The sequence below is a fragment of the Microbacterium sp. NPDC055599 genome, assembly GCF_053618975.1.
Genome location: NZ_JBSHIM010000008.1, coordinates 1 through 24,460, shown reverse-complemented (window position 1 = coordinate 24,460; position 24,460 = coordinate 1). Strand labels below are relative to the sequence as shown.

Genomic DNA, 24,460 nt, shown 5'->3' with positions numbered 1-24,460 from the left:
CGGGCGCGGGCGGCACGTTAGGCTGAGGTGTCATGCTCGAACTAGATCTCTCCGCCGAAATCCAGGCGCTCAGGCACACCTTCGGCGACATCAGCGAGGTCGTCGATGTCAACCGTCTGCGCGAGGACATCGCGCGACTCAGCGAGGAGGCCGGTGCGCCCGACCTCTGGGACGACACCGAGAACGCGCAGAAGGTGACGAGTGCGCTGAGCCACCGTCAGTCCGAGCTCGCGCGCATCACCGGCATCGCCCAGCGCCTCGACGACCTCGAGGTGCTCGTCGACCTGGCCAACGAGATGGGCGACGAGGACTCCGCCATCGAGGCGCGCAACGAACTCGGCACCCTGACCGACCTCATCAACCAGCTCGAGGTGCAGACGCTCCTCGACGGGGAGTACGACGAGCGCAGCGCGATCGTCACGATCCGCTCCGGGGCGGGCGGCGACGACGCCACCGACTTCGCGGAGATGCTCATGCGCATGTACCTGCGGTGGGCTGAGCGGCACAAGTACCCCGTCAAGGTGATGGACACCTCGTACGCCGAGGGTGCGGGCATCAAGTCGGCGACCTTCGAAATCGATGCCCCCTACGCGTTCGGCACGATCTCCGTCGAGGCCGGCACGCACCGCCTCGCGCGCATCAGCCCCTTCGGCTCGGCCGACAAGCGGCAGACGTCGTTCGCCGCCGTCGAGGTGATCCCGCTGATGGAGGAGGCCACCGAGGTCGACATCCCGGAGAACGACATCCGCGTCGACGTGTTCCGCTCCTCGGGCCCGGGTGGGCAGTCGGTCAACACGACCGACTCCGCCGTGCGCATCACGCACCTCCCGACGGGCATCGTCGTGTCGATGCAGAACGAGAAGTCGCAGATCCAGAACCGGGCAGCCGCCATGCGCGTGCTGCAGAACCGCCTGCTGCTGCTGCAGAAGGAGCAGGAAGCGGCGAAGAAGAAGGAGCTGGCGGGCAACATCACCGCGAGCTGGGGCGACCAGATGCGCTCCTACTTCCTCTACGGCCAGCAGCTGGTGAAGGACCTCCGCACGGGGCAGGAGTCGGGTAACCCCGCCGCGGTGTTCGACGGCGACCTCGACGACTTCATCTCCGCCGGCATCCGCTGGCGCAAGCGCCGCGACGACGACGACTGACGCACGAAGGCCCCGGATCGCTCCGGGGCCTTCGTCGTGTGCGGCGGTCAGCGAGCGGCGCCGCGCAGCGTGCCGGTCACATCGTCGTAGCTGTAGGCGATGCACTGGATCGCGCGGTCGCCCGCACGGGTCCACGACGCCTTCGTGGGCTGGTAGCTGTAGAAGTCCAGCTCCGACTGCTCGTACGGGACGCCGACGAATCCCTCGAACTGCGCCAGGCAGCCGTCCCACGCCTCGTCGAGCAGTGCGCTCTCGCCGGGGAAGGTCTGGTCGTCGACCTCGTAGATGAAGTACACCTCGTCGGTGTGCGGCTGATCGCACGGCACGACCGGGAGCTCGAAGATCGTGTCCTCGCCGGTGTAGTCCACGTAGGGGAGGCAATCGCCCACCTCGAGGTCTTCGAACGCGACCATCTCGGCGCCGTCGATCGTCGACGGGTCGACGGGCGAACCGGACTCCGTCGCCGGCGCGCTCGGCGACGGCACCGGGTCTCCGGACGCCTCGACCGACGTGAGCCCGACCGCGATCAGGGCGACCGCGCCCGCGAGGGTCGAGCCGAGCACGGCCACGGCGAGCCCGGCGATGCCCGGCCACTTGGTTCCCCGCAGGAACAGCGAGACGAGCGACACGACGAAGCCGGCAGCCACGACGACCCATCCGATCGGCGCCGTGAGGGGCACGCACGCGAGCACGACCCCGACCAGCGCGACCGCGAGCCCGACCAGGCCGGGGATCGACGGACGCCGCGCGGTCGTGCTCGACGCGGCGGCCGGTGCGCCCGGGGAGATGGGTCCCGGTGGCACGGCCGCTCCGTTGCCCGGGGCCGCGGTGGCTGCGGACCCCGAGGCTGCGGCGTACGGGGGCGCCGCGTACGGGGAGGACGGGGTGAACGGCGAGGACGGCGGCACGAACGGCTCGAAGGCCGCCTGGACCGGGGTGGCTGCGAGCGGCACCGCGGGCGTCGGCATCGCGGGCGTCGGCACCGCGGGCGTCGGCATCGCGGGTGCGGGCTCGGTCCCCGCGGTGGAGGCGGGAGGCTGCGGTACGCCCGACGACGCCGGGATCTCGGGAGTGGTGGGATGCGGGTCGATGCTGCGGACGTGCGCGGTCCACTGCTGGCCGTCCCACCACCGCAGGCTGCCGGAGCCGTCGTCGTACCAGCCCTCGGGTGTCGTCATGAGCGGTGCCTCTGTCTTCTTCGGGCGACGCTCAGCGCGCGGTGGCTTCCACAGTCACGCGGGCGACCTCCTGGAACAGCTCGTCGCTGACGATCACGACGTACGATCCGCTCTGGGCGACATCGAACGACACGGTGCCCTGCGTGGTCTCACCCGCCGGGAGTTCACTCGATTCGAGCGTGGCATCGCCGAAGATGTCGTAGTCGCCCTCGGCACCCTCCGCGGTCTCGACCGAGAAGTACAGCGGGTTCACATAGGTCGTGCCCTCGAGCGTCTCCCATGTGAGGTCGATCACCAGGTAGCCGCCGTTGGTCGCCTCGAAGTCCGAGCCGTTGGTGGTGCCCCAGGTGGCGGACGTGATCGTCAGCTCCGCGCTGCCGGACATCTGCGTCACGGTGATCGGATCGCCGAGGCTGCCCTCGACGACCGTGCCGGAGCCGGTGCCGTCGTCCGTTCCGGAATCCGTGCCGGAGTCGCTCGTCCCCGTGTCGGAGCCGTCGTCGGGCAGCGAGTCGGAGCGGTCGACCTGGCTGGCGACGGCACCGAGGAAGAACACGAAGCTCATGATCGCGGCGATGATCGCGCCGAGCACCGAGACGCCCAGGCCCGTGATGCCCGGCCACTTCTTGCCCTTCAGGAACAGGGAGATGAGCGACACGATGAAGCCCGCGCCGAGGAACAGCCACGAGAAGACGACCGTGAACGGCGTGAAGGCGAGGAGCAGGCCGAGGGCGGCGAGACCGAGGCCGACGAGGCCCAGCACGGAGATCTTCGCCGGCGCCGGGGCTGCCGCGGCGTAAGCCGGAGCGCCGGGGTAGCCGCCGCCCTGAGCGGGATACGTCTGCGCGGTGGGGTAGGCCGCCTGTCCGGGGTAGCCGCCCTGGCCCGCAGCCTGCGCGGCGGGGGAGTACTGCCCGGGGTAGCCGCCCCGCGGAGAGGCGGCCAGTCCGGCGGGAGGCTGCACTCCGGTCGGAGGCGGCGTGACCGTCCCGGCCGCCGTGGCTCCGGGCGCAGACCAGTCGGCCACCGGCGCGGCACCGGGAAGCTCGTGGGCGCCCGAGGCCGGCGCGGCCCAGTCGCTCGCGGGCTCGGGTGCGACCACGGCCTCTGGCGCGTCGGCGGCGGGTGCGGCGGTGGCGTCGGGCGTGGTGGCGTCGGGCGTGGTGGCGTCGGGTGCGGCGGCGTCAGGTGCGGTGGCGTCGGCGGCGGTCGCGTCGGGCGTGGTGGCGTCGGATGCGGTGGCCTCAGGTGCGGTGGCGTCGGGGGCCGTGGCCGCGGGCTGCGCGTCGGGCACCGCCGCGGCGGGCGCACCCGGCGTCGTCTCGGACTCGGATGCCGGGGACTCCTGGGCGGGCACAGCGGGCGTCTCGGGCGCGAAGTGCTCGGTCCACTGCTGGCCGTCCCACCACCGCAGCCGACCGGAGCCGTCGTCGTACCAGCCAGCAGGTGTCGTCATGGAAGTCCCCTCCGTGTGCGCGCTCGCGTGGGTGACGCGAATCGACTCTCCATGTATAGCAGTGGGCAGCGACGCCGACACCGTTTGCACAGGTCGACGGCCTGAGGCCGCGCGGGGTGTCGCAGCGGGTCAGCGCAGAGCCCGCGCTTAGGCTCGAATCGCCATGATTCGGTTCGAGAACGTCACGAAGCGCTACCGCGGGACGTCGAAGCCCGCCCTGTCCGGAGTCGACTTCGAAGTGCAACGCGGGGAGTTCGTCTTCCTCGTCGGCGCTTCGGGATCGGGCAAGTCGTCCTGCCTGCGGCTCATCCTGCGGGAGGACGTGCCCACCAGTGGTCGCGTCGCCGTCCTCGGTCGCGATCTCCGCTCCCTCGCGAACCGGAAGGTGCCCTACTTCCGTCGCCACATCGGTTCCGTGTTCCAGGACTTCCGCCTGCTGCCGTCCAAGACCGTGCACCAGAATGTCGCGTTCACGCTGCAGGTCACCGGCTCCTCGCGCGGTTTCATCCAGCAGGCCGTGCCCGAGGCCCTGGCGCTGGTCGGGCTCGAGGGCAAGGAGAAGCGCATGCCGCACGAGCTCTCCGGCGGTGAGCAGCAGCGCGTCGCGATCGCCCGTGCCCTCGTGAACCGTCCGCAGGTGCTGCTAGCCGACGAGCCCACCGGAAACCTCGACCCCGCGACCTCCGTCGACATCATGCAGCTGCTCGCCCGCATCAACGCCGGTGGCACGACCGTGCTCATGGCCACGCACGAGGCGGGGTTCGTCGATCAGATGCGTCGCCGCGTGATCGAGCTGCGCGACGGCGAGATGGTGCGCGACGAGGTCCACGGCGGCTACGGCGACACCTCGAACATCCCGCGACTCGCGCCGGAGGAGGTACGGGGAGCCGCCGCCGCGGCCGCCCTCACCGCGGTGCAGGAGGTGCAGCGGCAGACCGCCGACCTGTCGGTGGTGCGTGCCGCCCTGGCGGAGGAGCTCGACGCGCAGCGCCGCGCCGCCGCAGCCGCGGCCCCGCAGCCGGAACGTGAGCCGCAGGTGGTCGAGCCGCCCGAGCCGCCGCGTCGCGGAGTGGTGGAACCGCCGGATGAGGCGGAGCGTGCCCCGGCCGCGGAGAAGGCTCCGGTCGAGCGTCCGGCCACCCCCCGCACGCACCCGATCGTGCTGCCGGAGGTCGACGTCGCCGAGCTCGGCGTGGCCGACCGTCTCGGCCTCTCCGACCAGGACGACGAGGAAGTGGGCCCGACCTCATGAGAATCGGCCTGATCCTGACCGAGGCCCTCGTGGGTCTCCGTCGCAACATCTCGATGGTCATCTCCGTCGTGCTGGTGACGTTCGTGTCGCTGACCTTCGTGGGCGCGGCGATCCTCATGCAGTCCCAGATCGGCGTGATGCGGGGCTATTGGGCCGAGCGTGCCCAGGTGGCGGTGTACATGTGCTCGGCGGTGTCGGAGTCGGACACCTGCGTCGACGGCGCCGCCAGCGAGGAGCAGGTCGCCGCGGTGCGCGCCCAGCTCGAGGGCGACGCGCTGGCGCCGCTGATCAGCTCCATGACGTTCGACACCAAAGAGGAGACGTACGCCAAGCTCGTCGAGCAGGTGGGCGAGGAGCAGGCGAGCGTGCTCACGCCCGACCAGGCGTTCGAGGTGTTCTTCGTCACGATGAAGGATCCGGGGCAGTCGCAGGTGCTCGCCGAGGCGTTCAGCGGACAGGCGGGCGTGGAGCAGGTGCAGGACCAGTTGCAATACCTCGAGCCGCTGTTCTCCGCGCTCACCGTCGCGACCTACATCGCGGTCGGGATCGCCGTGCTGATGCTGATCGCCGCGACCCTCCTGATCGGGACGACCATTCGACTATCGGCCTACGCGAGACGCAAGGAGATCGGGATCATGCGCCTGGTGGGCGCGTCCAACCGGTTCATCCAGACGCCGTTCGTGCTGGAGGGCGTCTTCGCGGCCTTCCTCGGCTCGGCGCTCGCGTGCGCGGCGGTCGTCGCCGGGGTGCACTTCGGCGTCAACGGCTACCTGCGCGGGCGGGTCCCGTTCATCACGACCTGGGTCACCATGAACGACGCGTTCCTCGTGGTGCCCGTGCTGGTGGGGATCGGCGTCGTGCTGGCGGCGCTGTCGGCCGGCTTCGCGATCCGTCGCTGGCTGCGCACCTGATACCCTGAAAGGCTGCTCGGCCGGATCCTCGGTCGAGCTCGTCACGGCAACAGGAGAGCATCATGCCCAGGGAACGCGGGGAGAAGGTCGTCGCGACCAATCGTCGCGCGCGTCACGACTACACCATCGAGAAGTCGTACGAGGCGGGAATGGTGCTCACCGGCACCGAGGTCAAGTCACTCCGTCAGGGGCGCGCGAACCTCAGCGACGGATACGCGTTCGTCAAGGGGAACGAGGTGTTCCTCGACGCCGTGCACATCCCGGAGTACTCGCAGGGGCACTGGACCAACCACTCCGCCAAGCGCATCCGCAAGCTGCTGCTGCACCGTGAGGAGATCGCCAAGCTCTCCCACGCGGTCTCGGCCGGTGGTTACACCCTGATCCCGCTGAAGCTCTACTTCTCCGACGGCAGGGCCAAGGTCGAGATCGCTCTCGCGAAGGGAAAGCGCGAGTACGACAAGAGGCAGACGCTGCGCGAGCGGCAGGACACGCGCGAGGCCGAGCGGGCCATGCGCCTGCGCAACCGCGTCGGCGAGTAGCCCGCGCCGTCAGGGCGCCGGGGTGAAGCCGAACACGCGGCCGAGGAACGCGAGCTCGCGCTGCAGCGCGTCCACGATGTTCTCCGCGCTGCGGAAGCCGTGCCCCTCTGCCGGATACAGCGCGTACTCGTGCTCGATGCCGTTCGCGGCGAGGGCGTTGCGGATCGCCTCGGACTGCGACGGAGGCACCACGCGGTCCTCGCCGCCCTGGAGCAGCAGCACGGGCACGTCGATCCGGTCGGCGTGCGTGAGGGGTGAACGCTCGACGTACACGTGCTCGTCCTCCGGCAGCCGCCCGACCAGACCGTCGAGGTACGGCGCCTCGAAGTCGTGCGTCTCGGCGGCCAGCAGGCGCAGGTCCGCCACACCGTAGCGGCTGATGCCCGCCGCGAAGGTCCCGCCCCGCACCAGCGCCGACAGGACGGTCCAGCCGCCGGCCGAACCTCCGCGGATCGCGGTGCGCGCGGGATCGGCGAGCCCCGCATCGGCCAGACCCCGTGCGGCGGCGACCACGTCGTCCACGTCGACCACACCCCACTGCCCGACGAGGCGGTCGCGGTAGGCGCGGCCGTAGCCGGTGGAGCCGCCGTAGTTCACATCGAGCACGCCGATGCCGCGGCTCGTGAAGAACGCGACCTCGGACGACGCGGCCCCCGTCACATGCGCGGTCGGTCCTCCGTGGACGAACACGACGTACGGCGGAAGCTCGCCGGGAGCCGCGGTGTGCGCGGGGTTCGCGGGCGGGTAGGCGAACGCGTGCACCGAGCCGTGCGCGCCGTCCACCACGATCGGCTGCGCGCCGGGCATCCACTCCGGATCGGACGGGACCCCGCCCGCCACGGCCTCCACGCGCCCCGAGTCGAGGTCGACGCACCACACCCCGGGCGTGGTGCCCGAGCTGTTGCCGCTGAGCAGCACGCGGGAGCCGGACACGTCGTCCACGCTCACGTGCCCGTCGGCGGGGAGGTCCAGCGCGGTGCTCGTCGTGCCGTCCGCCGGGAGCACGTGCACCTCGTCGCGGCCGTTCGTGCGCGCGGCGACCACGCGTCCGTCCGCCAGCGGCTGGAACCACCGGTTGCCCAGCACCCACAGGCCGTAGCCGGTGTCGGCGTCGGTCCCGGTCAGGGCGATCGGCGCGGCTGCGGGGGTCACGCCGTCGACGTGAAGGCGCTGCACCTGCCAGCGCCCGGACGTGTCGTCGGCGTACACGAGCGCGGTGTCGTCGAGCCACTCCGGCTGCAGGGCGGCGGACGACGCGACGCGCACGACCTCGCCGTCGGCGAGCGACGCGATCGCGAGCTGCGCCTCGTCCCACGGCATCGTCCGCTCGTGCCACTCGACCCAGGCCACCCGCGTGCCGTCGGGCGACAGCGCCGGGTGCGCGAAGAAGCCCGTGCCCTCCGCGATCACCCGGAGCGCGCCGTCGTCCTCGGCCGCGGAGCCGTCCACCGGGATCTCGACGATGCCGCGCCGGTGCGGGTCCGGACGGAGGTCTTCGCGCACGGCCAGCAGTCGTCCGCTCTGCAGTCGGAGTCCGCCGTACGACGCACCGGCGGGCGTGAGCGGCTCGGGCTGGCCCCCCGGGACGAGGCGATGCACGCGCTGATCCGCGCCCGAGACGAAGAACAGCGCACCGTCGCCGGCCGTCCACGCCCCGCCGCCGTACTCGTGCACGCGCGACCGCGCACTCCACGGAGCCGGCAGGATCTCGGCGCCGGAGGAGCTGCGTACAGTCACGCGTCCGGCTTCGGCCGGCACGGACTCGCCCCACCAGATCTCCGACCCGGCGAACCGGGCGCCGTCGATGCGCGGTGCGGAGGTCGCGACAGACGCGGCGGTGAAGGGGGAGGGCCAGGAACCGAAGGGCAGCGACGACATGCCTCGAGCCTAGGCGGACCGACACACGGCGTCACACACGTGCGGCCCCGCGCGGGGCTGTTCTAGGTTGCTGGAAACGCCCGGTTCGTCCAGGGCGTGGAGCGACAGCCGAGCCCGGCACCCGCCCGCGAACGACACGCCTCCCGTGCCGTCCGCGCGCCCCGGCCCCCTGTCCCCAGGAGTGAAGATGTCCACCGAGATCGACACCACCGGCACCGCCCGCGTGCCGTTCTCCTTCGAGCTCTACCCTCCGCGCAACGCGTCGAGCGAGGAGGCGCTGCACGAGACCGTCCTGCGCCTGGCCGCAGCCGGTCCGGAGTTCCTGTCGGTGACCTACGGTGCCGGCGGCTCCACCGGGGGGCGCTCGCTCGACGTGCTGCGCTTCATCCGCACCCACACCGACGTCGAGCCCCTCGCTCATCTCACGTGCGTCGGCAACACCTACGCCGGGGCGACCGCGCTCATCCGCGAGTTCCTCGACGCGGGGATCCTCAGCTTCCTCGCCCTGCGGGGCGACCCGCCCGCCGGGCAGACCGAGGACTTCCTCGGCGACCTGGAGAGCGCGGCCCAGCTCGTCCAGCTGATCGACCGCGTGCAGGCCGAGCGTGCGCCGTACGAGGAGTTGCCGGTTCCCGGGATCCCCGGTGCCGCCCGGGTCGCGCCGCGGCGGAGGGTGAACATCGCGGTGGCCGCGTTCCCGAAGGGCCACCCGCGGGCGACCCACCGCACGCAGGACGTGGAGGCCCTGCTCGCGAAGCAGGCCGCCGGTGCGACGTTCGCGATCACGCAGCTGTTCTTCCACGCCGACGACTACCTGGCCTTCGTGGAGCGTGCCCGCGCGGCCGGGGTGACCATCCCGATCCTGCCCGGCATCATGCCCATCACCTCGCCCGCTCGGCTTTCCCGCGTGCTGGAGCTCACGGGAGAGGAGCTGCCCGGAGAGCTCTCCATCGCCCTCGACGTGGAGCCGACCGCCGAGGGGCGCCGCGAGATCGGCATCGCCTGGGCCGCGCGCCTGGCCGCGCAGGTCGTGGCCGGCGGCGCCCCCGGCGTGCACCTCTACGCCTTCAACCAGCACGAGACCGTCCTCACCGTCCTCGCCGAAGCCGGCATCCTCCCGGCTCTGCGCCGTTAGACCCCCGCCGAAAGGAAACACCATGACCGCATTTCCCGAGGGAACCATCCTCGGCTACCCCCGCATCGGCCGTCGCCGCGAGCTCAAGAAGGCCGTCGAGGCGTTCTGGGCGGGCCGCATCGACGAGCAGGAGCTGGAGCGCACGGCCGCCGAGCTGCGCGCCGCCACCCGAGAGCGGCTCGCCGCGCTCGGCCTCGGTCGGGACGACTCCGCGATCCCGGAGTCCTTCTCGTTCTACGACCAGGTGCTCGACGCCGCGGTGACCGTGGGCGCGATCCCCTCGCGCTTCGAGCACCTGCGCGCCGCCGACGGCACGGTCGGCCTCCCGGCGTACTTCGCGATCGCGCGGGGCGAGGGGGAGCGCGCGCCGCTGGAGATGACGAAGTGGTTCGACTCGAACTACCACTACCTCGTGCCGGAGATCAGTCCGGAGACGGTGTTCTCGCTGTCCAGCGACCGGCTCGTGCGCGAGGTCGCAGAGGCCGCTGCCGCAGGCTTCACCACGCGCCCGGTCGTGGTCGGCCCGGTCACCCTGCTGGCGCTCGCGAAGGCCTCGGACGACGCCCCCGAGGGCTTCGATCCGCTGTCGCGCCTGGACGACGTGCTCCCCGTGTACCGGGAGCTGCTCGCCCGCCTCCGGGCCGCGGGAGCGACCTGGGTGCAGCTCGACGAGCCGGCGCTCGTGAGCGAGTCGCTCCCCGCCGACACCGCCGCCCTGGCGACCGCGGCCGAACGTGCACTCGCCGTGCTCGGGGGGGCGGAGGACCGTCCGTCGATCCTCGTCGCCGCCCCGTACGCGGCGCTCGACGCCGTGTTCCCGGTCCTCGCGGCCGCGCCCGTCGAGGCGATCGCGGTCGACCTGGTCCGTGGCGCTGTGCCGTCCGCGGCGGAGGGTCTCGCGGACAAGACGCTCGTCGGCGGCGTGATCGACGGGCACAACATCTGGCGGGGCGACCTGGCCGCGGCGTTCGCCACGCTCGAGCGTCTGCGCGACCTGGGGGCCGCGGCCGTGTCGGCCTCGACCTCGACCTCGCTGCTGCACGTGCCGCACGACGTCGCCGACGAGACCTCGCTCGACCCCCGCCTGGTGTCGTGGCTGGCGTTCGCCGATCAGAAGGTGCAGCAGGTCGGCGTGCTGGCCCGCGGGCTGTCGCACGGCCCCGAGGCGATCGCCGCCGAGCTCGACGAGGCCTCGGCGGCCCTGCGCGACCGGCTGGATGCGCCCGGCGTGCGCGACGGCGCGGTGCGCGAGCGGGCGCTGGTCGACGCCGACTTCTCGCGGGTGTCCTACGAGGAGCGGGAGAGTGCGCAGGAGGCGCTCGGCCTCCCGGTCCTGCCCCTGACGACGATCGGGTCGTTCCCGCAGACCGCCGACATCCGTCGCGCACGGGCACGGTTCACGCGCGGTGAGATCCCCCGCGACGACTACGACGACTTCCTGCGCCGGGAGATCGCCGCGGTCGTGTCGCTGCAGGAGGACCTCGGACTCGACGTGCTGGTGCACGGGGAGCCGGAGCGCAACGACATGGTGCAGTACTTCGCCGAGAACCTCGACGGCTTCGCGGTCACGGAGCACGGGTGGGTGCAGTCGTACGGCTCCCGCGCCACACGCCCGTCGATCCTGTGGGGCGACGTCTCCCGGCCGGCACCGATCACGGTCGACTGGTCCGGATACGCGCAGTCGCTCACCGCGAAGCACCTCAAGGGCATGCTCACGGGGCCGGTGACGATCCTCGCGTGGTCGTTCGTGCGCGACGACCAGCCGCTGGGGGAGACCGCGAACCAGGTCGCCCTGGCGCTGCGCGAGGAGATCGCCGACCTCGAGGCTGCGGGCATCGCCGTGATCCAGGTCGACGAGCCGGCCCTGCGCGAGCTGCTGCCGCTGAAGAAGGCCGATCAGCCGTCCTACCTGGACTGGTCGGTGGCGTCGTTCCGTCTGGCGACCGGTGGGGCAGCACCGGGCACGCAGGTGCACACGCACCTCTGCTACTCGGAGTTCGGTGTCGTGATCGACGCGATCCGCGCGCTGGACGCCGACGTCACGTCCATCGAGGCCGCCCGCAGCCGGATGGAGGTCGTCGCGGACATCGCCGAGGCCGGGTTCGACCACGGCATCGGCCCCGGCGTCTACGACATCCACTCCCCGCGGGTTCCCGCGGTGGAGGAGGTGGAGTCCCTGCTGCGTCGCGCCGTGGAGGAGATCCCCACGCGGCAGCTCTGGGTCAACCCGGACTGCGGCCTCAAGACCCGCGGCTACGAGGAGACCACCGCGTCGCTGCGGAACATCGTCGAGGCCACGCGCCGCGTGCGCGCCGAGGTGGGCGCCTCGGTCTGATGATGTGACGAAGGCCCTCTCCGAGCGATCGGGGAGGGCCTTCGTCGTGTCCGGGTCAGACGGCTCGCAGCACCGCGACGACCTTGCCGAGCACCACGGCCTCGTCGCCGAGGATGGGCTCGAAGGCGGTGTTCCGCGGCAGCAGCCACGTGTGTCCATCGCGGCGACGGAGCACCTTGACGGTGGCCTCGCCGTCGAGCATCGCCGCGACGATCTCGCCGTTCTCGGCGTCGTGCTGCGAGCGGACGACGACCCAGTCGCCGTCGCAGATGGCGGCGTCGATCATCGACTCGCCGGAGACCTTGAGCATGAACAGGTCGCCCTTGCCGACGAGCTGCCGGGGGAGCGGGAAGATCTCCTCGACCTGCTGGTCCGCGGTGATGGGCACGCCGGCGGCGATGCGGCCGACGAGGGGCACGAGCGCGGCGTCGCCGACGGGAGTCGTGACATCGGCCGGGTTCTCGGCGCCGGAGCCGGTGCCGGGCAGGTCGATCAGCACCTCCATGGCCCGCGTCTTTCCCGGGTCTCGACGCAGGTAGCCGCTCAGCTCCAGCTGGCCGAGCTGGTGCGTGACGCTGGAGAGCGACTTGAGCCCGACGGCGTCGCCGATCTCGCGCATGCTCGGCGGGTAGCCGTTCTGGGCGATGGCGGCCTGGATGACCTCCAGGATCGCCATCTGCTTGGGGCTGAGGCTCTTGCGACGGCGGGTCCGCGGCGCCTCCGACTCCGGGGCTGTGGTCTCGCTCATGATGCTCCTTCAGTGCGTGAGATCCGACGTCGCTCTTCGAATGTCGGTGGCCCGTGGTGGGGTGTCCTTGTCGAAACCGTATCCGAGAATCGCGCCGATCTGGAAGATCTGTTCGAGCGTGTCGGACGATTCGTGGACAGGGTTTCGAAGACAGCTTGACAGATGTTCGAACTCGAAGATATCTTCGGAACGTAGCTTCGCATTCACGGCTCCCGGCCGAGTCGCGGATGCGAACGCTACGCCAACCTCCCCGGGCCCTCGCGGCGCCGGGACAGTGAAGGAGCAGACATGAGCACCATCAGCCTCAGCACCGCGACCGCGATCTCCGCCACGGCCCGTCCGGCCACGCGGCTCCGGCTCACGGCTCGCGGTCGCGGTGTGCTGCTCGCGGTCGCGTCCGTCCCGCTCGCCGTCGGCATCGCCTTCGCGGCGATCAGCGGCGGCAGCGCCATCGCCTCCGGTGCCGACAAGCCCGTGGACGCCGTCGAGACCATCACGGTCATGCCCGGTGACACCCTCTGGTCGATCGCCGGCTCGATCGCTCCCGAGGCCGACCCGCGCGACGTGATCGGCGACATCAGCCGCATGAACCTGCTCCGCGGCGGAGAGATCCAGATCGGTCAGGAGCTCGCGATCCCGGCGCAGTACGCGGAGTGACGCATGGCCGTCGGTGCCGCCTCGTCCTCTTAACATGGATAGGGTGACCCTCTCCCTCAACGATCTCCCGCTGCGCGACGATCTGCGCGGACTCACTCCGTACGGCGCACCGCAGGCACCGCTCCCGATCGCCCTCAACGTCAACGAGAACACGCATCCCGTTCCTGACGAGGTCGCCAGTGACATCCTCGACGACATCGCCGTGGCGATCCGCGACGTCAACCGCTATCCCGACCGGGAGTTCACCACGCTGCGGGAGGCGTTCGCGGACTACCTCGGTCACGGGCTCACGGCCGAGCAGATCTGGGCGGGCAACGGCTCGAACGAGGTGCTGCAGCACATCCTGCAGGCGTTCGGCGGACCGGGGCGGACGGCGTTCGGCTTCGCTCCGACCTACTCGATGTATCCGCTGATCGCGCAGGGCACGGGTGCGTCATGGGTCGCCGGCACCCGGCACCCCGACTACTCGATCACCCCGGAGGAAGCCGCGGAACAGGTGCGCGGCGCCGACCCCGACGTGGTGATCCTGTGCTCGCCCAACAACCCCACCGGTACGCCGCTCGGGCTCGACGTCGTCGCGGCGGTCTACGAGGCCGCGCGCGGCGTGGTGATCGTCGACGAGGCGTATCAGGAGTTCGCACCGCACGACGCGCCGTCCGCGCTCACGCTCCTCGACGGCCGTCCGCGGCTCGCTGTGTCGCGCACCATGAGCAAGGCCTTCGCGTTCGCCGGAGCGCGCGTCGGCTACCTGGCCGCAGACCCCGCGTTCATCGATGCGCTCCGCCTCGTGCGGCTGCCGTACCACCTGAGCGCGCTCACGCAGGCCGCGGCGGTGGCGGCGCTGCGCAACGCCGACGTGATGCTCGGCATGGTCGAGGAGATCGTCGAGCAGCGCGACCGCATCACAGCGACGCTGGAGGCACTGGGGTACACGCCCCACGAGTCCTGGTCGAACTTCGTGCTGTTCGGTGGCGTGGCCGACCCGCAGGCCACGTGGCGGCAGTTGTACGACCGCGGTGTGCTCGTGCGTGACGTCGGCATCCCCGGCCACCTCCGCGTCAGCGCGGGCACCGAGGCCGAGACGACCGCGTTCCTGGACGCCCTGGCCTCGATAGGATCGGCATCATGACCACCCCCGCGAACCCCGCCCGCACCGCGCGTCGTGTGCGCAGCACGTCGGAGTCGACCGTCGAGCTGGAGCTGAACCTCGACGGCACCGGGGTGAGCCGCATCGACACCTCGGTGCCGTTCTTCGACCACATGCTGACGGCGTTCGCGAAGCACTCGCTGACCGATCTCACCGTCCGCGCCTCCGGTGACACGCACATCGACGCGCACCACACGGTGGAAGACGTCTCGATCGTGCTGGGTCAGGCCATCCTGGAGGCGCTGGGCGACAAGGCGGGCATCTCCCGCTACGGCGATGCGCTCGTGCCGCTCGACGAGGCGCTGGCGCAGGCCGTCGTCGACATCTCCGGTCGTCCGTACCTCGTGCACGAGGGCGAGCCCGTCGGTTTCGAGCAGCACCTCATCGGCGGGCACTTCACGGGCTCGCTCGTGCGCCACTCCTTCGAGGCCATCGCGTTCAACGCGGCGCTGACGGTGCACGTGCGCGTGCTCGGCGGCCGTGACCCGCACCACATCGCCGAGGCGGAGTACAAGGCCTTCGCGCGCGCGTTCCGTCAGGCGAAGGCGCTCGACCCGCTCGTCGACGGCATCCCGTCCACCAAGGGGGCCCTGTGAGCGCGGCACCCCGCGTCGCGGTCTTCGACTACGAGTCAGGCAACGTGCACTCCGCGGTCAAGGCGCTCGTGGCTGCGGGCGCCGACGCGGTGCTCACGCGCGACCGCAGTGAGGCGCTCGAGGCCGACGGCTTCGTCGTGCCGGGGGTCGGGGCGTTCCAGGCCGTGCGTGATGCGCTGCACGCGCACGGGGGCGACGAGATCATCGGGCGGCGTCTCGCGGGCGGTCGCCCCGTGCTGGGCATCTGCGTCGGCATGCAGGTGCTGTTCGAGCACGGGGTCGAGCGCGGCCACGACACCGCGGGCCTGGGGGAGTGGCCGGGCGCGGTCACCGAGCTCAACGCTCCCGTGCTGCCGCACATGGGCTGGAACACGGTCGACCCCGGCGAGGACACGGTGCTGTTCCGCGGCATCGAGGAGGAGCGGTTCTACTTCGTGCACTCCTACGCGGCGCAGTCGTGGGAGCTCGACGTGATCCCGCCGTTCCCCCAGCCGGTGCTGACCTGGGCCACCTACGGCGATCCCTTCCTGGCGGCCGTGGAGAACGGACCGCTGTCGGCGACGCAGTTCCACCCGGAGAAGTCGGGCGAGGCGGGCATCCAGCTGCTGCGCAACTGGGTCACCAGCCTCTGAGCCCGTGAGCCGGGGGCTGTCGCACGCGGCCGGTCCGGCCGCTCGGCGTCAGAGCCCTCTGGCGACGGCGGCCGCCGCCGACAGCCACGCTCGCTGCGTCCGTCCGGCGAGGGCGGTGTAGCGCAGCGGGCCGTCGACCATCTCCCGGTCGAACGGGATCGCATGCACCTCTCGGCAGAGCGAGCGATACCCGTCGGACACCGCGCCGATCTCGGTCGGTGTCGCGTGGGGATCGGCCTGCGAGACGATCACGACCGCCTGCTCGACGAGGTGAGCCGAGCGCTCGTCGCGTTCGGCGAGGGCCTCGAGCAGGAGGGCCCCGGCCTCGGCGTGGTCTCCGCGGGAGGTGGTCGCGACCACGAGCTGATCCGTGTGGTCGATCATCCGGCGCCACAGCGGGTCGGTCTCATCGTTGCCCGAGTCGACGAAGATGAGTCGGTAGAACCGGGAGGCCACCGTGTGCAGCACGTCGACCTCGGCCGGGCCCAGGCGATCGTCGTGTGCCAGGCGTGGCGGCTGCGAGCGGAGGACGTCGAACCGGTCGCGCGGCTGGTGATGAACGTAGTCCGCCAAGTCAGCGGCTTGGGCGCCCGGGCTGATCAGGCGGCTGCTGTCGGAGAGCATCTCCCGCAGGGTGTTGCGGTGTGATGCCGATTCCGTGCGCCAGCCGAGGGTCCCGCGCGTCTGGTGGTTGTCCCAGGCGAGCACGCCCGCACCCCCGAACCGGGCGAACACCGCGGCGAGAAGCGCTGTGGTGGGTGTCTTCCCCGCGCCGCCCTTGCTGTTCACGATCGCGATCGTGCGCGGCCCGGACCACTGGCGACTCACAGCGGCCTCGTCGCGGCGGAACGCCTCCTCGACGGAGCCGGGACCGAAGTCCATGCCGATGCGGTTGAGGGCGCCGCGGAACCCCATCCGGGCGGGCTCGGCCGGAAGCTCCTCGGTGAGGAAGGACGGGCGGGTCGTGGTCTCGCGCTGCGGCGAGCGACGGCGGCTTCGCCCTGACGATGCGGCGTGCGCAGATGCGTTCTGCGCGGAAGCGTCGGCGGATCCGGCGGCGCGGGACTCGGCGGGTTCGGGGGACCGGGGGGATGCGGATGCGTGGGCAGGGGACGCGACGGGTTCGGGGGACTGGGCGGATGCGGATGCGGGGGCGGGGGTCATGATCTCTGCCGGTGTGCTGGTGGGGGTGGGCGCCACGGCCGGCATCTGTGCCTGTGTCGGTGTCCGTACCGGTGTCGGTGCCGGTGTCGCGGTCGGTGTCGCGGTCGGTGTCGGTGTCGTGGTCACCGTCGGTGTCGGTGTCGGTGTCGGTGTCGGTGCCTGTGCCGGTGCCGGTGCCTGTGCCTGTGTCGGTGTCGGTGTCGGTGTCGGTGTCGGTGTCGGTATCGCGTTCGGTGCCGAGGTCGAGGCCGGTTCCGTTGCCGAGGCCGGTACCGGTGCCGAGGTCGGTGACGGTGTCGCGGCGCGCGTGGGTGCCGCGATCTGTGCGGGTGCGCGGGTGGGGGTGACCGCGGGGGTCGCGGACTGGGACGCGCGCCCCGAAGCGCGTGCGGGCCACGGCGCCGGGGAGGCGGACGACTCGGCGGCCGGGCGGGGAGCGGCCGAGCCGCGGATGGCGGACCGGGGGCGGGGGACGGCGATCTCCTGGTCGGCTCGGACGCGTCGGTACTCGGACGGGGGCCCTGGTTCTCGCGCTGACATCCGTAGCATGTTACCCGACGAAATGTCAGGCATGGATGGCGGCGCCGCTGCGACCGACGGCCGGCGTCATGCATTTGAGTGGGTGCCGACCGCCGCGGTAGCCTCGTGTGTCGCGCCCGCTCGGGCCGCAGAGACACCCGAACCAAGGACCCCATGAACGACTTCGCGCAGTCACCTTCGCTCACGCTCCTCCCCGCGGTGGACGTCGCCGGCGGCAAGGCCGTCCGACTCACCCAGGGCGAGGCCGGCACCGAGACGAGCTACGGCGACCCGCTCGACGCCGCAGGGGAGTGGGTCGCGCAGGGCGCCTCCTGGATCCACCTGGTCGACCTCGACGCGGCGTTCGGCCGCGGCAGCAACGCACCGATCCTGCGCAAGGTCATCAAGCAGTTCCGCGGCGTGAACGTGGAGCTCTCCGGAGGCATCCGCGACGATGCGAGCCTGGAGGCGGCGCTCGAGAGCGGCGCGGCGCGCATCAATCTCGGTACCGCCGCGCTGGAGAACCCGGAGTGGGCGGCCGACGTCATCAGCCGCTTCGGCGAGGCGATCGCGGTCGGCCTCGACGTGCGCGGCACCACTCTCGCCGCCCGCGGCTGGACCAAGGAGGGCGGCGACCTCTGGGAGGTGCTGGAGCGCCTGGAGGATGCCGGCTGCAGCCGCTACGTGGTCACCGACGTCACGAAGGACGGCACACTCCGCGGCCCGAACCTGGAGCTGCTGCGCGAGGTGACCTCGCGCACGCCGAAGCCGGTCGTGGCGTCCGGCGGGGTCTCCAACCTCGACGACATCGCGGCGCTGCGCGAGCTGGTGCCGCTGGGCGTCGAGGGCGCCATCGTCGGCAAGGCGCTCTACGCCGGAGCCTTCACCCTGGCCGAGGCGCTGGATGTCGCCGGAGACTGACCCCCACGGCCACGGCCCGGAGGCGCACAACCACGCCGATTCCGCGGGTGTTCCGTGGGAGGGCCGCAGCTTCGAGTCGAACCCGCACGCGGCCGACGACGGCTCCGCCGATCCCGCCCTGCTCGACGCCCTTCAGCGCTTCCGGGCGGGCGAGGGATCGCAGGCGGAGGTCGTCGACGCCTTCCGCGCCGCGCGCGTGCTGATCCCGCTGATCGCGGAGAAGGGCGAAGAGGGGGTCGCGCCGAGCGGGCTCGCGGTCGACAAGACCCAGGAGCTGTCGATCGTCACGGTCGCGGCGCCCGACGGCCGGCGCGTCCAGCCCGTGTTCTCCTCGGTCGAGGCGATGCAGCGGTGGGACGCGACGGCGCGACCGATCCCGGTGGAGGCGGTGCGTGCGGCTCTGGCCGCATCCGCGGAGGACACCGACCTGATCGTGCTCGACCCCACATCCGACACGGAGTTCGTGATCCGGCGCCCGGCGGTCTGGGCGGTCGCGCAGGGGCACGCGTGGGAGCCGAGCTTCCTGTCGCCCGAGGTGTTCACGGCGCTGCAGGAGAGCGTCGCGCACGAGCTCGCGGTGATCGACGTGGCCGTGGCCGCGGGCGACCCCGACGCCCGCCTGCGCGGGCCCGAGCTGGTCGTGATCCTCGAGCTGGTCGACGGGCTCGAGCGCGAGGTGCTCGACGCCGTGCTCGGTCGTCTGGCTCAGCGCTGGGCGGCCGACGACCGCATCGCCGTGCTCGCGGACTCGCTCACGGTCAAGCTCCGTCGCAGCGCCTGAACCGCGACGGGCGCCGGCTCAGGTGACCGGGCCGGTCCATTTCTCGCCGGGGCCCTTGCCGATCGGGTCGGGGATGGTCGATGCCTCGCGGAACGCGAGCTGGAGCGAGCGGAGGCCGTCCCGCAGCGACCGCGCGTGCATGTCGCTGATCTCGGGGGCGCCGGCGGTGATGAGCCCGGCGAGGGCGTTGATGAGCTTGCGGGCCTCGTCGAGGTCGAGCTGTTCGGCCGCGTCGGGCTCGTCGGCGAGGCCGAGCTTGACGGCGGCGGCGCTCATGAGGTGCACGGCCGCGGTCGTGATGACCTCGACGGCGGGGACGTCCGCGATGTCGCGAACCGCGGACGAGGCCGCCTCCTCCTGTCGTGCCCAGCGCTCTTCGCGCTCGCGTGCCGCCTCGTCGGGTGCCTGGTTCGTCACTTCGCCTTGCCTTCTGTTAGACTTTGGCGGGCTCCGGAGCGTCATGCTCTGGAACGAAAGAGGATTCACTTCCCACCCGCGCTTGCCGTTCCAGGCTACCGGGTCTTGCACTCCGCCGGTTCACTCGTCACGAGAGGACCGGTAGACAGGGTGTGGAGCCGGCGTCTGAGTGCCGGCGGGTGGGAGACGAGTTCGATTTCGCCCGGGATGCATCCGCATCACGGTGGCCGAATCACATCGTCTAAGGAGCTCCGCATCAGCGATCCCCGCACCAATGAGCGCATCCGAGTCCCCGAGGTCCGCCTCGTCGGCCCCTCGGGTGAGCAGATCGGCGTTGTCCGCATCGAGGCAGCGCTGCGTCTCGCACAGGAAGCCGATCTCGACCTCGTTGAGGTCGCCCCGAACTCGAAGCCGCCCGTGGTCAAGATCATGGACTACGGCAAGTTCAAGTACGAGGCCGCCCAGAAGGAGAAGGAAGCGCGTCGCAATCAGGCGAACACGATCCTCAAGGAAGTCCGCTTCCGACTGAAGATCGAGGCGCACGACTACACGACGAAGCTCAAGCGCGCCGAGGGCTTCCTCAAGGCCGGCGACAAGGTCAAGGCGATGATCCTTTTCCGCGGTCGCGAGCAGTCGCGCCCGGAGCAGGGTGTGCGCCTGCTGCGCAAGTTCGCGGAAGACGTCGCCGAGTTCGGCACCGTCGAGTCGAACCCGACGATCGACGGCCGCAACATGGTCATGGTGGTCGCGCCGATCAAGAGCAAGTCCGAGGCGAAGCAGGAGCAGAACGCGGTGCGCGACGCGCAGCGTGCGGCGAACAAGCAGGCTGCCCGCGACGCCAAGAGCGACTCGGCCGCCCCGGCCGCACCCGCCGCGGAGTGACATCCGCCCCACGAACTCCCGCAACGCGGGTAGACACCGTCGCCTGAGAAGGCGCCATCACGAAGGAAGAGAAGATGCCGAAGCAGAAGACCCACTCGGGTGCTAAGAAGCGCTTCAAGATCACCGGCAGCGGAAAGCTGAAGAAGCAGCAGGCGAACATGCGCCACAACCTCGAGCACAAGTCGAGCCGTCGCACCCGTCGTCTGAACCAGGACCAGGTGCTGTCGAAGGCTGACACCAAGGTCGCGAACAAGCTTCTCGGTCGCTGACGCGCCGAACGCACGATAGGAACACAGGAAAATGGCAAGAGTCAAGCGGGCAGTCAACGCCCACAAGAAGCGTCGGGTCATCCTCGAGCGCGCCTCCGGCTACCGCGGTCAGCGTTCGCGCCTCTACCGGAAGGCCAAGGAGCAGGTCATCCACTCCCTGGTCTACTCGTACCGGGACCGTCGCAAGCGCAAGGGTGACTTCCGTCGCCTCTGGATCCAGCGCATCAACGCCGCCGCGCGTCAGAACGGCATGACGTACAACCGCTTCATCCAGGGCCTCGGCCTCGCGGGCGTCACGGTCGACCGTCGCATGCTCGCCGACCTCGCGGTCAACGACGCGGCCACGTTCACCACGCTGGTCGAGACGGCGAAGAAGGCTCTGCCCTCCGACGTCAACGCGCCGAAGTCGGCTGCGTAAGCATCTCGCTCCGAACGGGCGTCTTCCTGCGGGAAGGCGCCCGTTCCGCGTTTCCGGGCGTCGTCGTCGCCCTAGACTGAGATCGTGCTGGAGAACCCTCGTTCCCCCCGAGTCCGTGCCGTCGCCAAGCTGACCAAGCGCAGCGCGCGCACCGAGACCGGGCTGTTCCTGCTGGAAGGACCGCAGTCGGTCCGCGAGGCGCTGACCTACCGCCCCGAGGCGATCGTCGAGCTGTTCGCGACACCCGGCGGCTGGGAGCGGCATCAGGACATCCGGGCGAAGGCGGCCGACGCCGACGTGCGGGTCGAATACGTCACCGAGGACGTGCTGCACGCGATGGCCGATACCGTCACCCCGCAGGGCCTCGTCGCTGTCGTGCGGCAGACCCCGACCTCGGTGCGCGACATCTTCGACGCGTCGCCCCGGCTGGTCGCGATCTGCGAGGAGGTGCGCGACCCGGGCAACCTGGGCACCATCATCCGCGCCGCGGATGCCGCAGGAGCGGACGCCGTGGTGCTGACGGGACGCACGGTCGACCCCTACAACCCGAAGGTCGTGCGGGCGACGACGGGCTCGCTCTTCCACCTGCCGGTGTCGGTCGGCGCCGAGCTGCCCGATGTCGTCGACCGCGCGCACGCCGCCGGTCTGCGCATCCTCGCGGCAGATGTGAAGGGCGACGACCTGCTGGAGGCCCGCGCGGACGGCGTGCTGGCCGAGCCCACCGCCTGGCTGTTCGGCAACGAGGCGCGCGGCCTGGAGGACGAGGCGCTGGAGCTCGCCGACCGCGTCCTGCGGCTGCCGATCTTCGGTCGTGCGGAGTCGCTCAACCTCGCCACGGCGGCGAGCGTGTGCCTGTACGAGAGCGCGTTCGCGCAGCGCGCGGCGCCGACGGGCTGAGCGGGCGGGAAGAGCGGGGAAGCGGGGAAGCGGGGGCGATGAGGGTACTGATCGTCGAGGACGACGAGCGGGTCGCGGCGGCACTGGAGGCGTTCCTGGCGCGCTCCGGGTACGCGACGGTGCGGGCGTCTGACGGTGCGCAGGCGCTCACCCTCGTGGACGCCGACACCGAGGTCGTGCTGCTGGACCTCGGGCTGCCCGACGTGGACGGCATCGACCTGTGCCGTCGCATCCGTGGGCGCTCCGACGTGCCGATCGTGATCGTGACCGCCCGCAACCAGGTGGCCGAGCGCATCAAGGGGCTGCGGGCGGGCGCGGACGACTTCGTCGTGAAGCCGTACGACGTGCACGAGCTGCTGGCGCGCATCGAGGCCGTGACGCGACGCTCCCGTCCCCTGCGCACCGAGGCGGACACCCGGGTGCTGTTGCATGACGGGAGCGTGCACATCGACCTGGTGGCGCGCGAGGTGCGGGTCGACGGCGCCGTGGTGGGCCTGACCCGCAAGGAGTTCGACATCGTGGGTGTGCTCGCCCGCTACCCCGGGGTGGCGGTACCGAAGGAGCGGCTGATCCGGGAGGTGTGGAACACGGACTGGCGCGGATTCGGGCACTCGCTCGAGGTGCACGTGGCGGCGATCCGACGCAAGACCGGCGACCGCGGCTTCATCGAGACGGTGCGCGGTGTCGGCTACCGGCTCGCGGAGTCCTGAGTCGTGCGCCGTCGCCTGATCGTCATGTTCCTGGTGCCGCTGGTCGCGGTCCTGGTGTCGCTCGGGGGAGTGGCGGCGTGGAGCGCGTCGCGCAGTGTCCAGCAGGCGTTCTACACCGAGCAGCTGGGCGACCTCGGCTACTTCGTCACCAGCGCACGACAGGCGCTGCGCTCGGGCAGCCCCGCGGTGGTCGACGCGGAGGTACGGCGCTTCCAGGAGGTGTACGGCATCGAGGTGACCGTGTTCGACCTCGCGGGGGCCGCGTGGGCCGCGGGCGCGCACGGCGACGCGGTGCTGTCGGAGGCGGATGCGGAGCGCGTGCGGCTGGCGCTCTCCGGCCGTCGTGCCGAGCAGCCCGCGCCCGCGCCGCCGTGGGCCGTGCCGGATGCGGCGCTCGTGGAGCCGGTGTTCGACGACGGTGACGTGATCGGCGCGGTGCTGGTGGCCGGCGACGTCGACCGTCCTCGCGCCGCGATCCTGCAGCAGACGCTGCTCCTGGGCGCCGTCGTGGTGGTGCTGAGCGGGCTCGGCGTGCTTCTCGTGGCCGGGCTCGCGCGGTGGGTGCTCTCGCCGGTGCGACGGCTGGACGAGGCGATGGTGGCGATCGAGCGCGGCGAGATGGATGCCAGGGTCGCAGAGGACACCGGACCCCCGGAGCTGCGGCGCATGACGCGGGTGTTCAACGGCATGGCCGACGAGATCGAACGGGTGATGACGCGGCAGCAGGAGTTCGCGTTGAACGCCTCGCATGAGCTGCGCAACCCGCTGAACGCGCTGCTGCTGCGGGTCGAGCACCTCGCGACCGGCCTCGGAGCGGAGTGGGACGCCGACGTGGAGGAGACGCGTGAGGAGGGCCGGCGGATGAGCCGCATCCTGGAGACGCTGCTCGGGCTGGCCCGCGGCGGGCGCACGGACTCCACGCTGTCGGCCGTCGACCTGGCGGCCGTGGCGTCGCGGCGGCTGGAGGCCTGGCGCGACGTGGCCGAGCATCGGGGTATGACGCTGCACCGCACCGGCGAGGACTCGGTGATGACGATCACGGACCGCACGATCGTGGAGGCCGCCCTGGACGCGGCGATCGACAACGCCGTCAAGTACTCGCCCGCCGGAGGCACGATCGAGATCGGGGCGCGGCGCCACGCCGACGGGTGCCATCTCACGGTGCGCGACCACGGGGCGGGGCTCAGCCGGGAGGACGCGGAGGCGGCGACGGATCGGTTCTGGCGCAGCGCCGACAGCGGCGACCAGCCGGGCACGGGCCTGGGGCTGGCGATCGCGACGGACCTGCTGACGACGGTCGGCGGAGAGCTGCGGGTGAGCTCGGCCGACGGCGGCGGGCTGCTGGTCGCGCTGGTGCTCCCCGCGGAGGGCGCCGCGTGAGCCGGGTGGGGCGCCTGGTCGCCGGACTGCTCGTGACGTGCCTGGCGCTGACGCTCGGGGCGTGTGCGACCCGGTCGGACGAGTGGGGCGACGAGGAGTACACGATCGCGAGCGGAGGCTCGACGGGTGTGTACTTCGCCTACGGCACCGCGGTGGCCGACGCGGTGTCGAGCGCCAGGACGGTCGACCTGGTGGCGGAGCAGACGGCCGGATCGGTCGACAACCTGCTGCGGGTGGGCGCCGGGGAGGCGCTGCTGGGGTTCGCGCAGGGCGACGCCGCTGCCGACGCGGTGGCCGGGACGGGAGCTTTCGCCGAGCCGCAGGACGTGACGGCGGTCGCACGGCTGTACGACGAGTATCTGCAGGTGGTCGTGCGCGGTGACTCCCCGGTGCACGACCTCGCCGATCTCGCCGGGATGACGGTGTCGCTCGGGGCGGAGAACTCGGGGGTCAACGTGATCGCGGGGCGCGTGCTGGACGCGGCGGGGGTGGA

Annotated in this window: 25 protein-coding genes; 19 read left to right on the top strand and 6 right to left on the bottom strand. The window is 71.5% G+C overall.

What is annotated here, in order from left to right; all coding sequences use genetic code 11:
- Positions 1–32 precede the first annotated feature (32 nt).
- On the top strand, positions 33–1,145 hold the full coding sequence (prfB, locus tag ACWGQ1_RS09240) for a peptide chain release factor 2 (protein WP_136030651.1): 1,113 nt from the start codon (positions 33–35) through the stop codon (positions 1,143–1,145).
- 47 nt (positions 1,146–1,192) lie between these two features.
- On the opposite strand, the gene ACWGQ1_RS09235 is transcribed toward prfB, so the two are convergent.
- Positions 1,193–2,323 (bottom strand): DUF2510 domain-containing protein, encoded by a 1,131-nt coding sequence (locus tag ACWGQ1_RS09235; RefSeq protein WP_452312836.1) that lies wholly within the window; start codon positions 2,321–2,323, stop codon positions 1,193–1,195.
- A gap of 31 nt (positions 2,324–2,354) precedes the next feature.
- Positions 2,355–3,779, bottom strand: coding sequence for a DUF2510 domain-containing protein (locus ACWGQ1_RS09230; RefSeq protein ID WP_247981912.1), 1,425 nt, complete (start codon positions 3,777–3,779; stop codon positions 2,355–2,357).
- 163 nt (positions 3,780–3,942) lie between these two features.
- Between ACWGQ1_RS09230 and ftsE the strand changes: the two genes are divergently transcribed.
- The 3 genes from ftsE to smpB all read left to right on the top strand — a co-directional run bounded on the left by ftsE (position 3,943) and on the right by smpB (position 6,481).
- Positions 3,943–5,031: a cell division ATP-binding protein FtsE gene (gene ftsE / locus ACWGQ1_RS09225; RefSeq protein WP_136034315.1), complete on the top strand. Its 1,089-nt coding sequence runs from the start codon at positions 3,943–3,945 to the stop codon at positions 5,029–5,031.
- Complete coding sequence (ftsX, locus tag ACWGQ1_RS09220) at positions 5,028–5,942, top strand: permease-like cell division protein FtsX (RefSeq protein ID WP_136034313.1); 915 nt, start codon at positions 5,028–5,030, stop codon at positions 5,940–5,942. Before ftsE ends, ftsX begins: the two co-directional genes overlap by 4 nt.
- A 62-nt stretch (positions 5,943–6,004) precedes the next feature.
- Entirely contained in the window at positions 6,005–6,481 is a 477-nt protein-coding gene (gene smpB / locus ACWGQ1_RS09215; protein WP_136034311.1) for an SsrA-binding protein SmpB, read from the top strand.
- Positions 6,482–6,490: 9 nt separating this feature from the next.
- Here the strand turns inward: smpB and ACWGQ1_RS09210 are convergent, their stop codons facing one another.
- Positions 6,491–8,359, bottom strand: a complete 1,869-nt coding sequence (locus ACWGQ1_RS09210) for a prolyl oligopeptidase family serine peptidase (protein ID WP_452312835.1) — start codon at positions 8,357–8,359, stop codon at positions 6,491–6,493.
- A gap of 187 nt (positions 8,360–8,546) precedes the next feature.
- Between ACWGQ1_RS09210 and ACWGQ1_RS09205 the strand changes: the two genes are divergently transcribed.
- Positions 8,547–9,494: a methylenetetrahydrofolate reductase gene (locus tag ACWGQ1_RS09205; protein ID WP_452312834.1), complete on the top strand. Its 948-nt coding sequence runs from the start codon at positions 8,547–8,549 to the stop codon at positions 9,492–9,494.
- A 22-nt stretch (positions 9,495–9,516) separates the two neighbouring features.
- Positions 9,517–11,829: a 5-methyltetrahydropteroyltriglutamate--homocysteine S-methyltransferase gene (metE, locus tag ACWGQ1_RS09200; protein WP_452312833.1), complete on the top strand. Its 2,313-nt coding sequence runs from the start codon at positions 9,517–9,519 to the stop codon at positions 11,827–11,829.
- A gap of 55 nt (positions 11,830–11,884) precedes the next feature.
- Here the strand turns inward: metE and lexA are convergent, their stop codons facing one another.
- Complete coding sequence (lexA, locus tag ACWGQ1_RS09195; protein ID WP_136034303.1) at positions 11,885–12,577, bottom strand: transcriptional repressor LexA; 693 nt, start codon at positions 12,575–12,577, stop codon at positions 11,885–11,887.
- 288 nt (positions 12,578–12,865) lie between these two features.
- On the opposite strand from lexA, the gene ACWGQ1_RS09190 reads away from it, so the two are divergent.
- From ACWGQ1_RS09190 to hisH, 4 genes are read left to right on the top strand one after another with little or no spacing between them, the layout of a single operon-like run.
- A complete protein-coding gene (locus ACWGQ1_RS09190) occupies positions 12,866–13,234 on the top strand; it encodes a LysM peptidoglycan-binding domain-containing protein (protein ID WP_452312832.1) in 369 nt (122 codons plus the stop codon).
- Positions 13,235–13,268: 34 nt separating this feature from the next.
- Positions 13,269–14,363, top strand: coding sequence for a histidinol-phosphate transaminase (locus ACWGQ1_RS09185; protein ID WP_452312831.1), 1,095 nt, complete (start codon positions 13,269–13,271; stop codon positions 14,361–14,363).
- Positions 14,360–14,977 (top strand): imidazoleglycerol-phosphate dehydratase HisB, encoded by a 618-nt coding sequence (gene hisB, locus ACWGQ1_RS09180; RefSeq protein WP_136034298.1) that lies wholly within the window; start codon positions 14,360–14,362, stop codon positions 14,975–14,977. The genes ACWGQ1_RS09185 and hisB overlap by 4 nt, the downstream gene beginning before the upstream one ends.
- A complete protein-coding gene (hisH, locus tag ACWGQ1_RS09175) occupies positions 14,974–15,609 on the top strand; it encodes an imidazole glycerol phosphate synthase subunit HisH (protein ID WP_136034296.1) in 636 nt (211 codons plus the stop codon). The genes hisB and hisH overlap by 4 nt, the downstream gene beginning before the upstream one ends.
- Positions 15,610–15,657: 48 nt before the next feature.
- Here hisH and ACWGQ1_RS09170 read toward each other — a convergent pair whose 3' ends face one another.
- Positions 15,658–16,524 (bottom strand): MinD/ParA family ATP-binding protein, encoded by an 867-nt coding sequence (locus ACWGQ1_RS09170; protein ID WP_240745374.1) that lies wholly within the window; start codon positions 16,522–16,524, stop codon positions 15,658–15,660.
- Between the two features lie 942 nt (positions 16,525–17,466).
- Between ACWGQ1_RS09170 and priA the strand changes: the two genes are divergently transcribed.
- Entirely contained in the window at positions 17,467–18,213 is a 747-nt protein-coding gene (gene priA, locus ACWGQ1_RS09165; RefSeq protein ID WP_136034294.1) for a bifunctional 1-(5-phosphoribosyl)-5-((5-phosphoribosylamino)methylideneamino)imidazole-4-carboxamide isomerase/phosphoribosylanthranilate isomerase PriA, read from the top strand.
- A complete protein-coding gene (locus tag ACWGQ1_RS09160) occupies positions 18,197–18,994 on the top strand; it encodes an SseB family protein (protein ID WP_136035895.1) in 798 nt (265 codons plus the stop codon). Before priA ends, ACWGQ1_RS09160 begins: the two co-directional genes overlap by 17 nt.
- An 18-nt stretch (positions 18,995–19,012) precedes the next feature.
- On the opposite strand, the gene ACWGQ1_RS09155 is transcribed toward ACWGQ1_RS09160, so the two are convergent.
- The gene (locus tag ACWGQ1_RS09155; protein WP_136035894.1) at positions 19,013–19,411 is read right to left on the bottom strand and encodes a DUF1844 domain-containing protein; all 399 of its coding nucleotides are present in this window, start codon (positions 19,409–19,411) and stop codon (positions 19,013–19,015) included.
- A gap of 207 nt (positions 19,412–19,618) precedes the next feature.
- Here ACWGQ1_RS09155 and infC point away from each other — a divergent pair, with 207 nt between their 5' ends.
- The 7 genes from infC to ACWGQ1_RS09120 all read left to right on the top strand — a co-directional run.
- On the top strand, positions 19,619–20,293 hold the full coding sequence (gene infC, locus ACWGQ1_RS09150; RefSeq protein WP_136034288.1) for a translation initiation factor IF-3: 675 nt from the start codon (positions 19,619–19,621) through the stop codon (positions 20,291–20,293).
- Positions 20,294–20,367: 74 nt separating this feature from the next.
- The gene (gene rpmI / locus ACWGQ1_RS09145; RefSeq protein ID WP_136034285.1) at positions 20,368–20,562 is read left to right on the top strand and encodes a 50S ribosomal protein L35; all 195 of its coding nucleotides are present in this window, start codon (positions 20,368–20,370) and stop codon (positions 20,560–20,562) included.
- 31 nt (positions 20,563–20,593) lie between these two features.
- Positions 20,594–20,980 carry a 50S ribosomal protein L20 gene (gene rplT, locus ACWGQ1_RS09140; protein ID WP_017202428.1) on the top strand — a complete coding sequence of 129 codons (387 nt, stop codon included), beginning with the start codon at positions 20,594–20,596 and terminating at the stop codon, positions 20,978–20,980.
- Positions 20,981–21,064: 84 nt separating this feature from the next.
- Positions 21,065–21,877, top strand: a complete 813-nt coding sequence (locus ACWGQ1_RS09135) for a TrmH family RNA methyltransferase (protein ID WP_378803943.1) — start codon at positions 21,065–21,067, stop codon at positions 21,875–21,877.
- 38 nt (positions 21,878–21,915) lie between these two features.
- Positions 21,916–22,587 (top strand): response regulator transcription factor, encoded by a 672-nt coding sequence (locus tag ACWGQ1_RS09130; RefSeq protein WP_136034281.1) that lies wholly within the window; start codon positions 21,916–21,918, stop codon positions 22,585–22,587.
- 3 nt (positions 22,588–22,590) lie between these two features.
- Positions 22,591–23,967, top strand: coding sequence for a sensor histidine kinase (locus ACWGQ1_RS09125; RefSeq protein WP_168443078.1), 1,377 nt, complete (start codon positions 22,591–22,593; stop codon positions 23,965–23,967).
- A partial coding sequence (locus ACWGQ1_RS09120; protein ID WP_452312830.1) for a TAXI family TRAP transporter solute-binding subunit occupies positions 23,964–24,460 on the top strand: 497 nt, incomplete at its 3' end. The genes ACWGQ1_RS09125 and ACWGQ1_RS09120, both read left to right, overlap by 4 nt.

Excerpts from the sequence above, each read along its gene's own strand:
- ACWGQ1_RS09130 (WP_136034281.1), top strand. The coding sequence starts at position 21,916 with ATGAGGGTACTGATCGTCGAGGACGACGAGCGGGTCGCGGCGGCACTG.
- rplT (WP_017202428.1), top strand. The coding sequence starts at position 20,594 with ATGGCAAGAGTCAAGCGGGCAGTCAACGCCCACAAGAAGCGTCGGGTC.
- ACWGQ1_RS09230 (WP_247981912.1), bottom strand. The coding sequence starts at position 3,779 with ATGACGACACCTGCTGGCTGGTACGACGACGGCTCCGGTCGGCTGCGG.
- rpmI (WP_136034285.1), top strand. The coding sequence starts at position 20,368 with ATGCCGAAGCAGAAGACCCACTCGGGTGCTAAGAAGCGCTTCAAGATC.
- ACWGQ1_RS09160 (WP_136035895.1), top strand. The coding sequence starts at position 18,197 with ATGTCGCCGGAGACTGACCCCCACGGCCACGGCCCGGAGGCGCACAAC.
- ftsE (WP_136034315.1), top strand. The coding sequence starts at position 3,943 with ATGATTCGGTTCGAGAACGTCACGAAGCGCTACCGCGGGACGTCGAAG.
- ACWGQ1_RS09210 (WP_452312835.1), bottom strand. The coding sequence starts at position 8,359 with ATGTCGTCGCTGCCCTTCGGTTCCTGGCCCTCCCCCTTCACCGCCGCG.
- ACWGQ1_RS09185 (WP_452312831.1), top strand. The coding sequence starts at position 13,269 with ATGGATAGGGTGACCCTCTCCCTCAACGATCTCCCGCTGCGCGACGAT.
- lexA (WP_136034303.1), bottom strand. The coding sequence starts at position 12,577 with ATGAGCGAGACCACAGCCCCGGAGTCGGAGGCGCCGCGGACCCGCCGT.
- smpB (WP_136034311.1), top strand. The coding sequence starts at position 6,005 with ATGCCCAGGGAACGCGGGGAGAAGGTCGTCGCGACCAATCGTCGCGCG.
- prfB (WP_136030651.1), top strand. The coding sequence starts at position 33 with ATGCTCGAACTAGATCTCTCCGCCGAAATCCAGGCGCTCAGGCACACC.
- hisB (WP_136034298.1), top strand. The coding sequence starts at position 14,360 with ATGACCACCCCCGCGAACCCCGCCCGCACCGCGCGTCGTGTGCGCAGC.
- infC (WP_136034288.1), top strand. The coding sequence starts at position 19,619 with ATGCATCCGCATCACGGTGGCCGAATCACATCGTCTAAGGAGCTCCGC.
- ftsX (WP_136034313.1), top strand. The coding sequence starts at position 5,028 with ATGAGAATCGGCCTGATCCTGACCGAGGCCCTCGTGGGTCTCCGTCGC.
- ACWGQ1_RS09205 (WP_452312834.1), top strand. The coding sequence starts at position 8,547 with ATGTCCACCGAGATCGACACCACCGGCACCGCCCGCGTGCCGTTCTCC.
- priA (WP_136034294.1), top strand. The coding sequence starts at position 17,467 with ATGAACGACTTCGCGCAGTCACCTTCGCTCACGCTCCTCCCCGCGGTG.
- ACWGQ1_RS09190 (WP_452312832.1), top strand. The coding sequence starts at position 12,866 with ATGAGCACCATCAGCCTCAGCACCGCGACCGCGATCTCCGCCACGGCC.
- ACWGQ1_RS09170 (WP_240745374.1), bottom strand. The coding sequence starts at position 16,524 with ATGGGGTTCCGCGGCGCCCTCAACCGCATCGGCATGGACTTCGGTCCC.
- metE (WP_452312833.1), top strand. The coding sequence starts at position 9,517 with ATGACCGCATTTCCCGAGGGAACCATCCTCGGCTACCCCCGCATCGGC.
- ACWGQ1_RS09235 (WP_452312836.1), bottom strand. The coding sequence starts at position 2,323 with ATGACGACACCCGAGGGCTGGTACGACGACGGCTCCGGCAGCCTGCGG.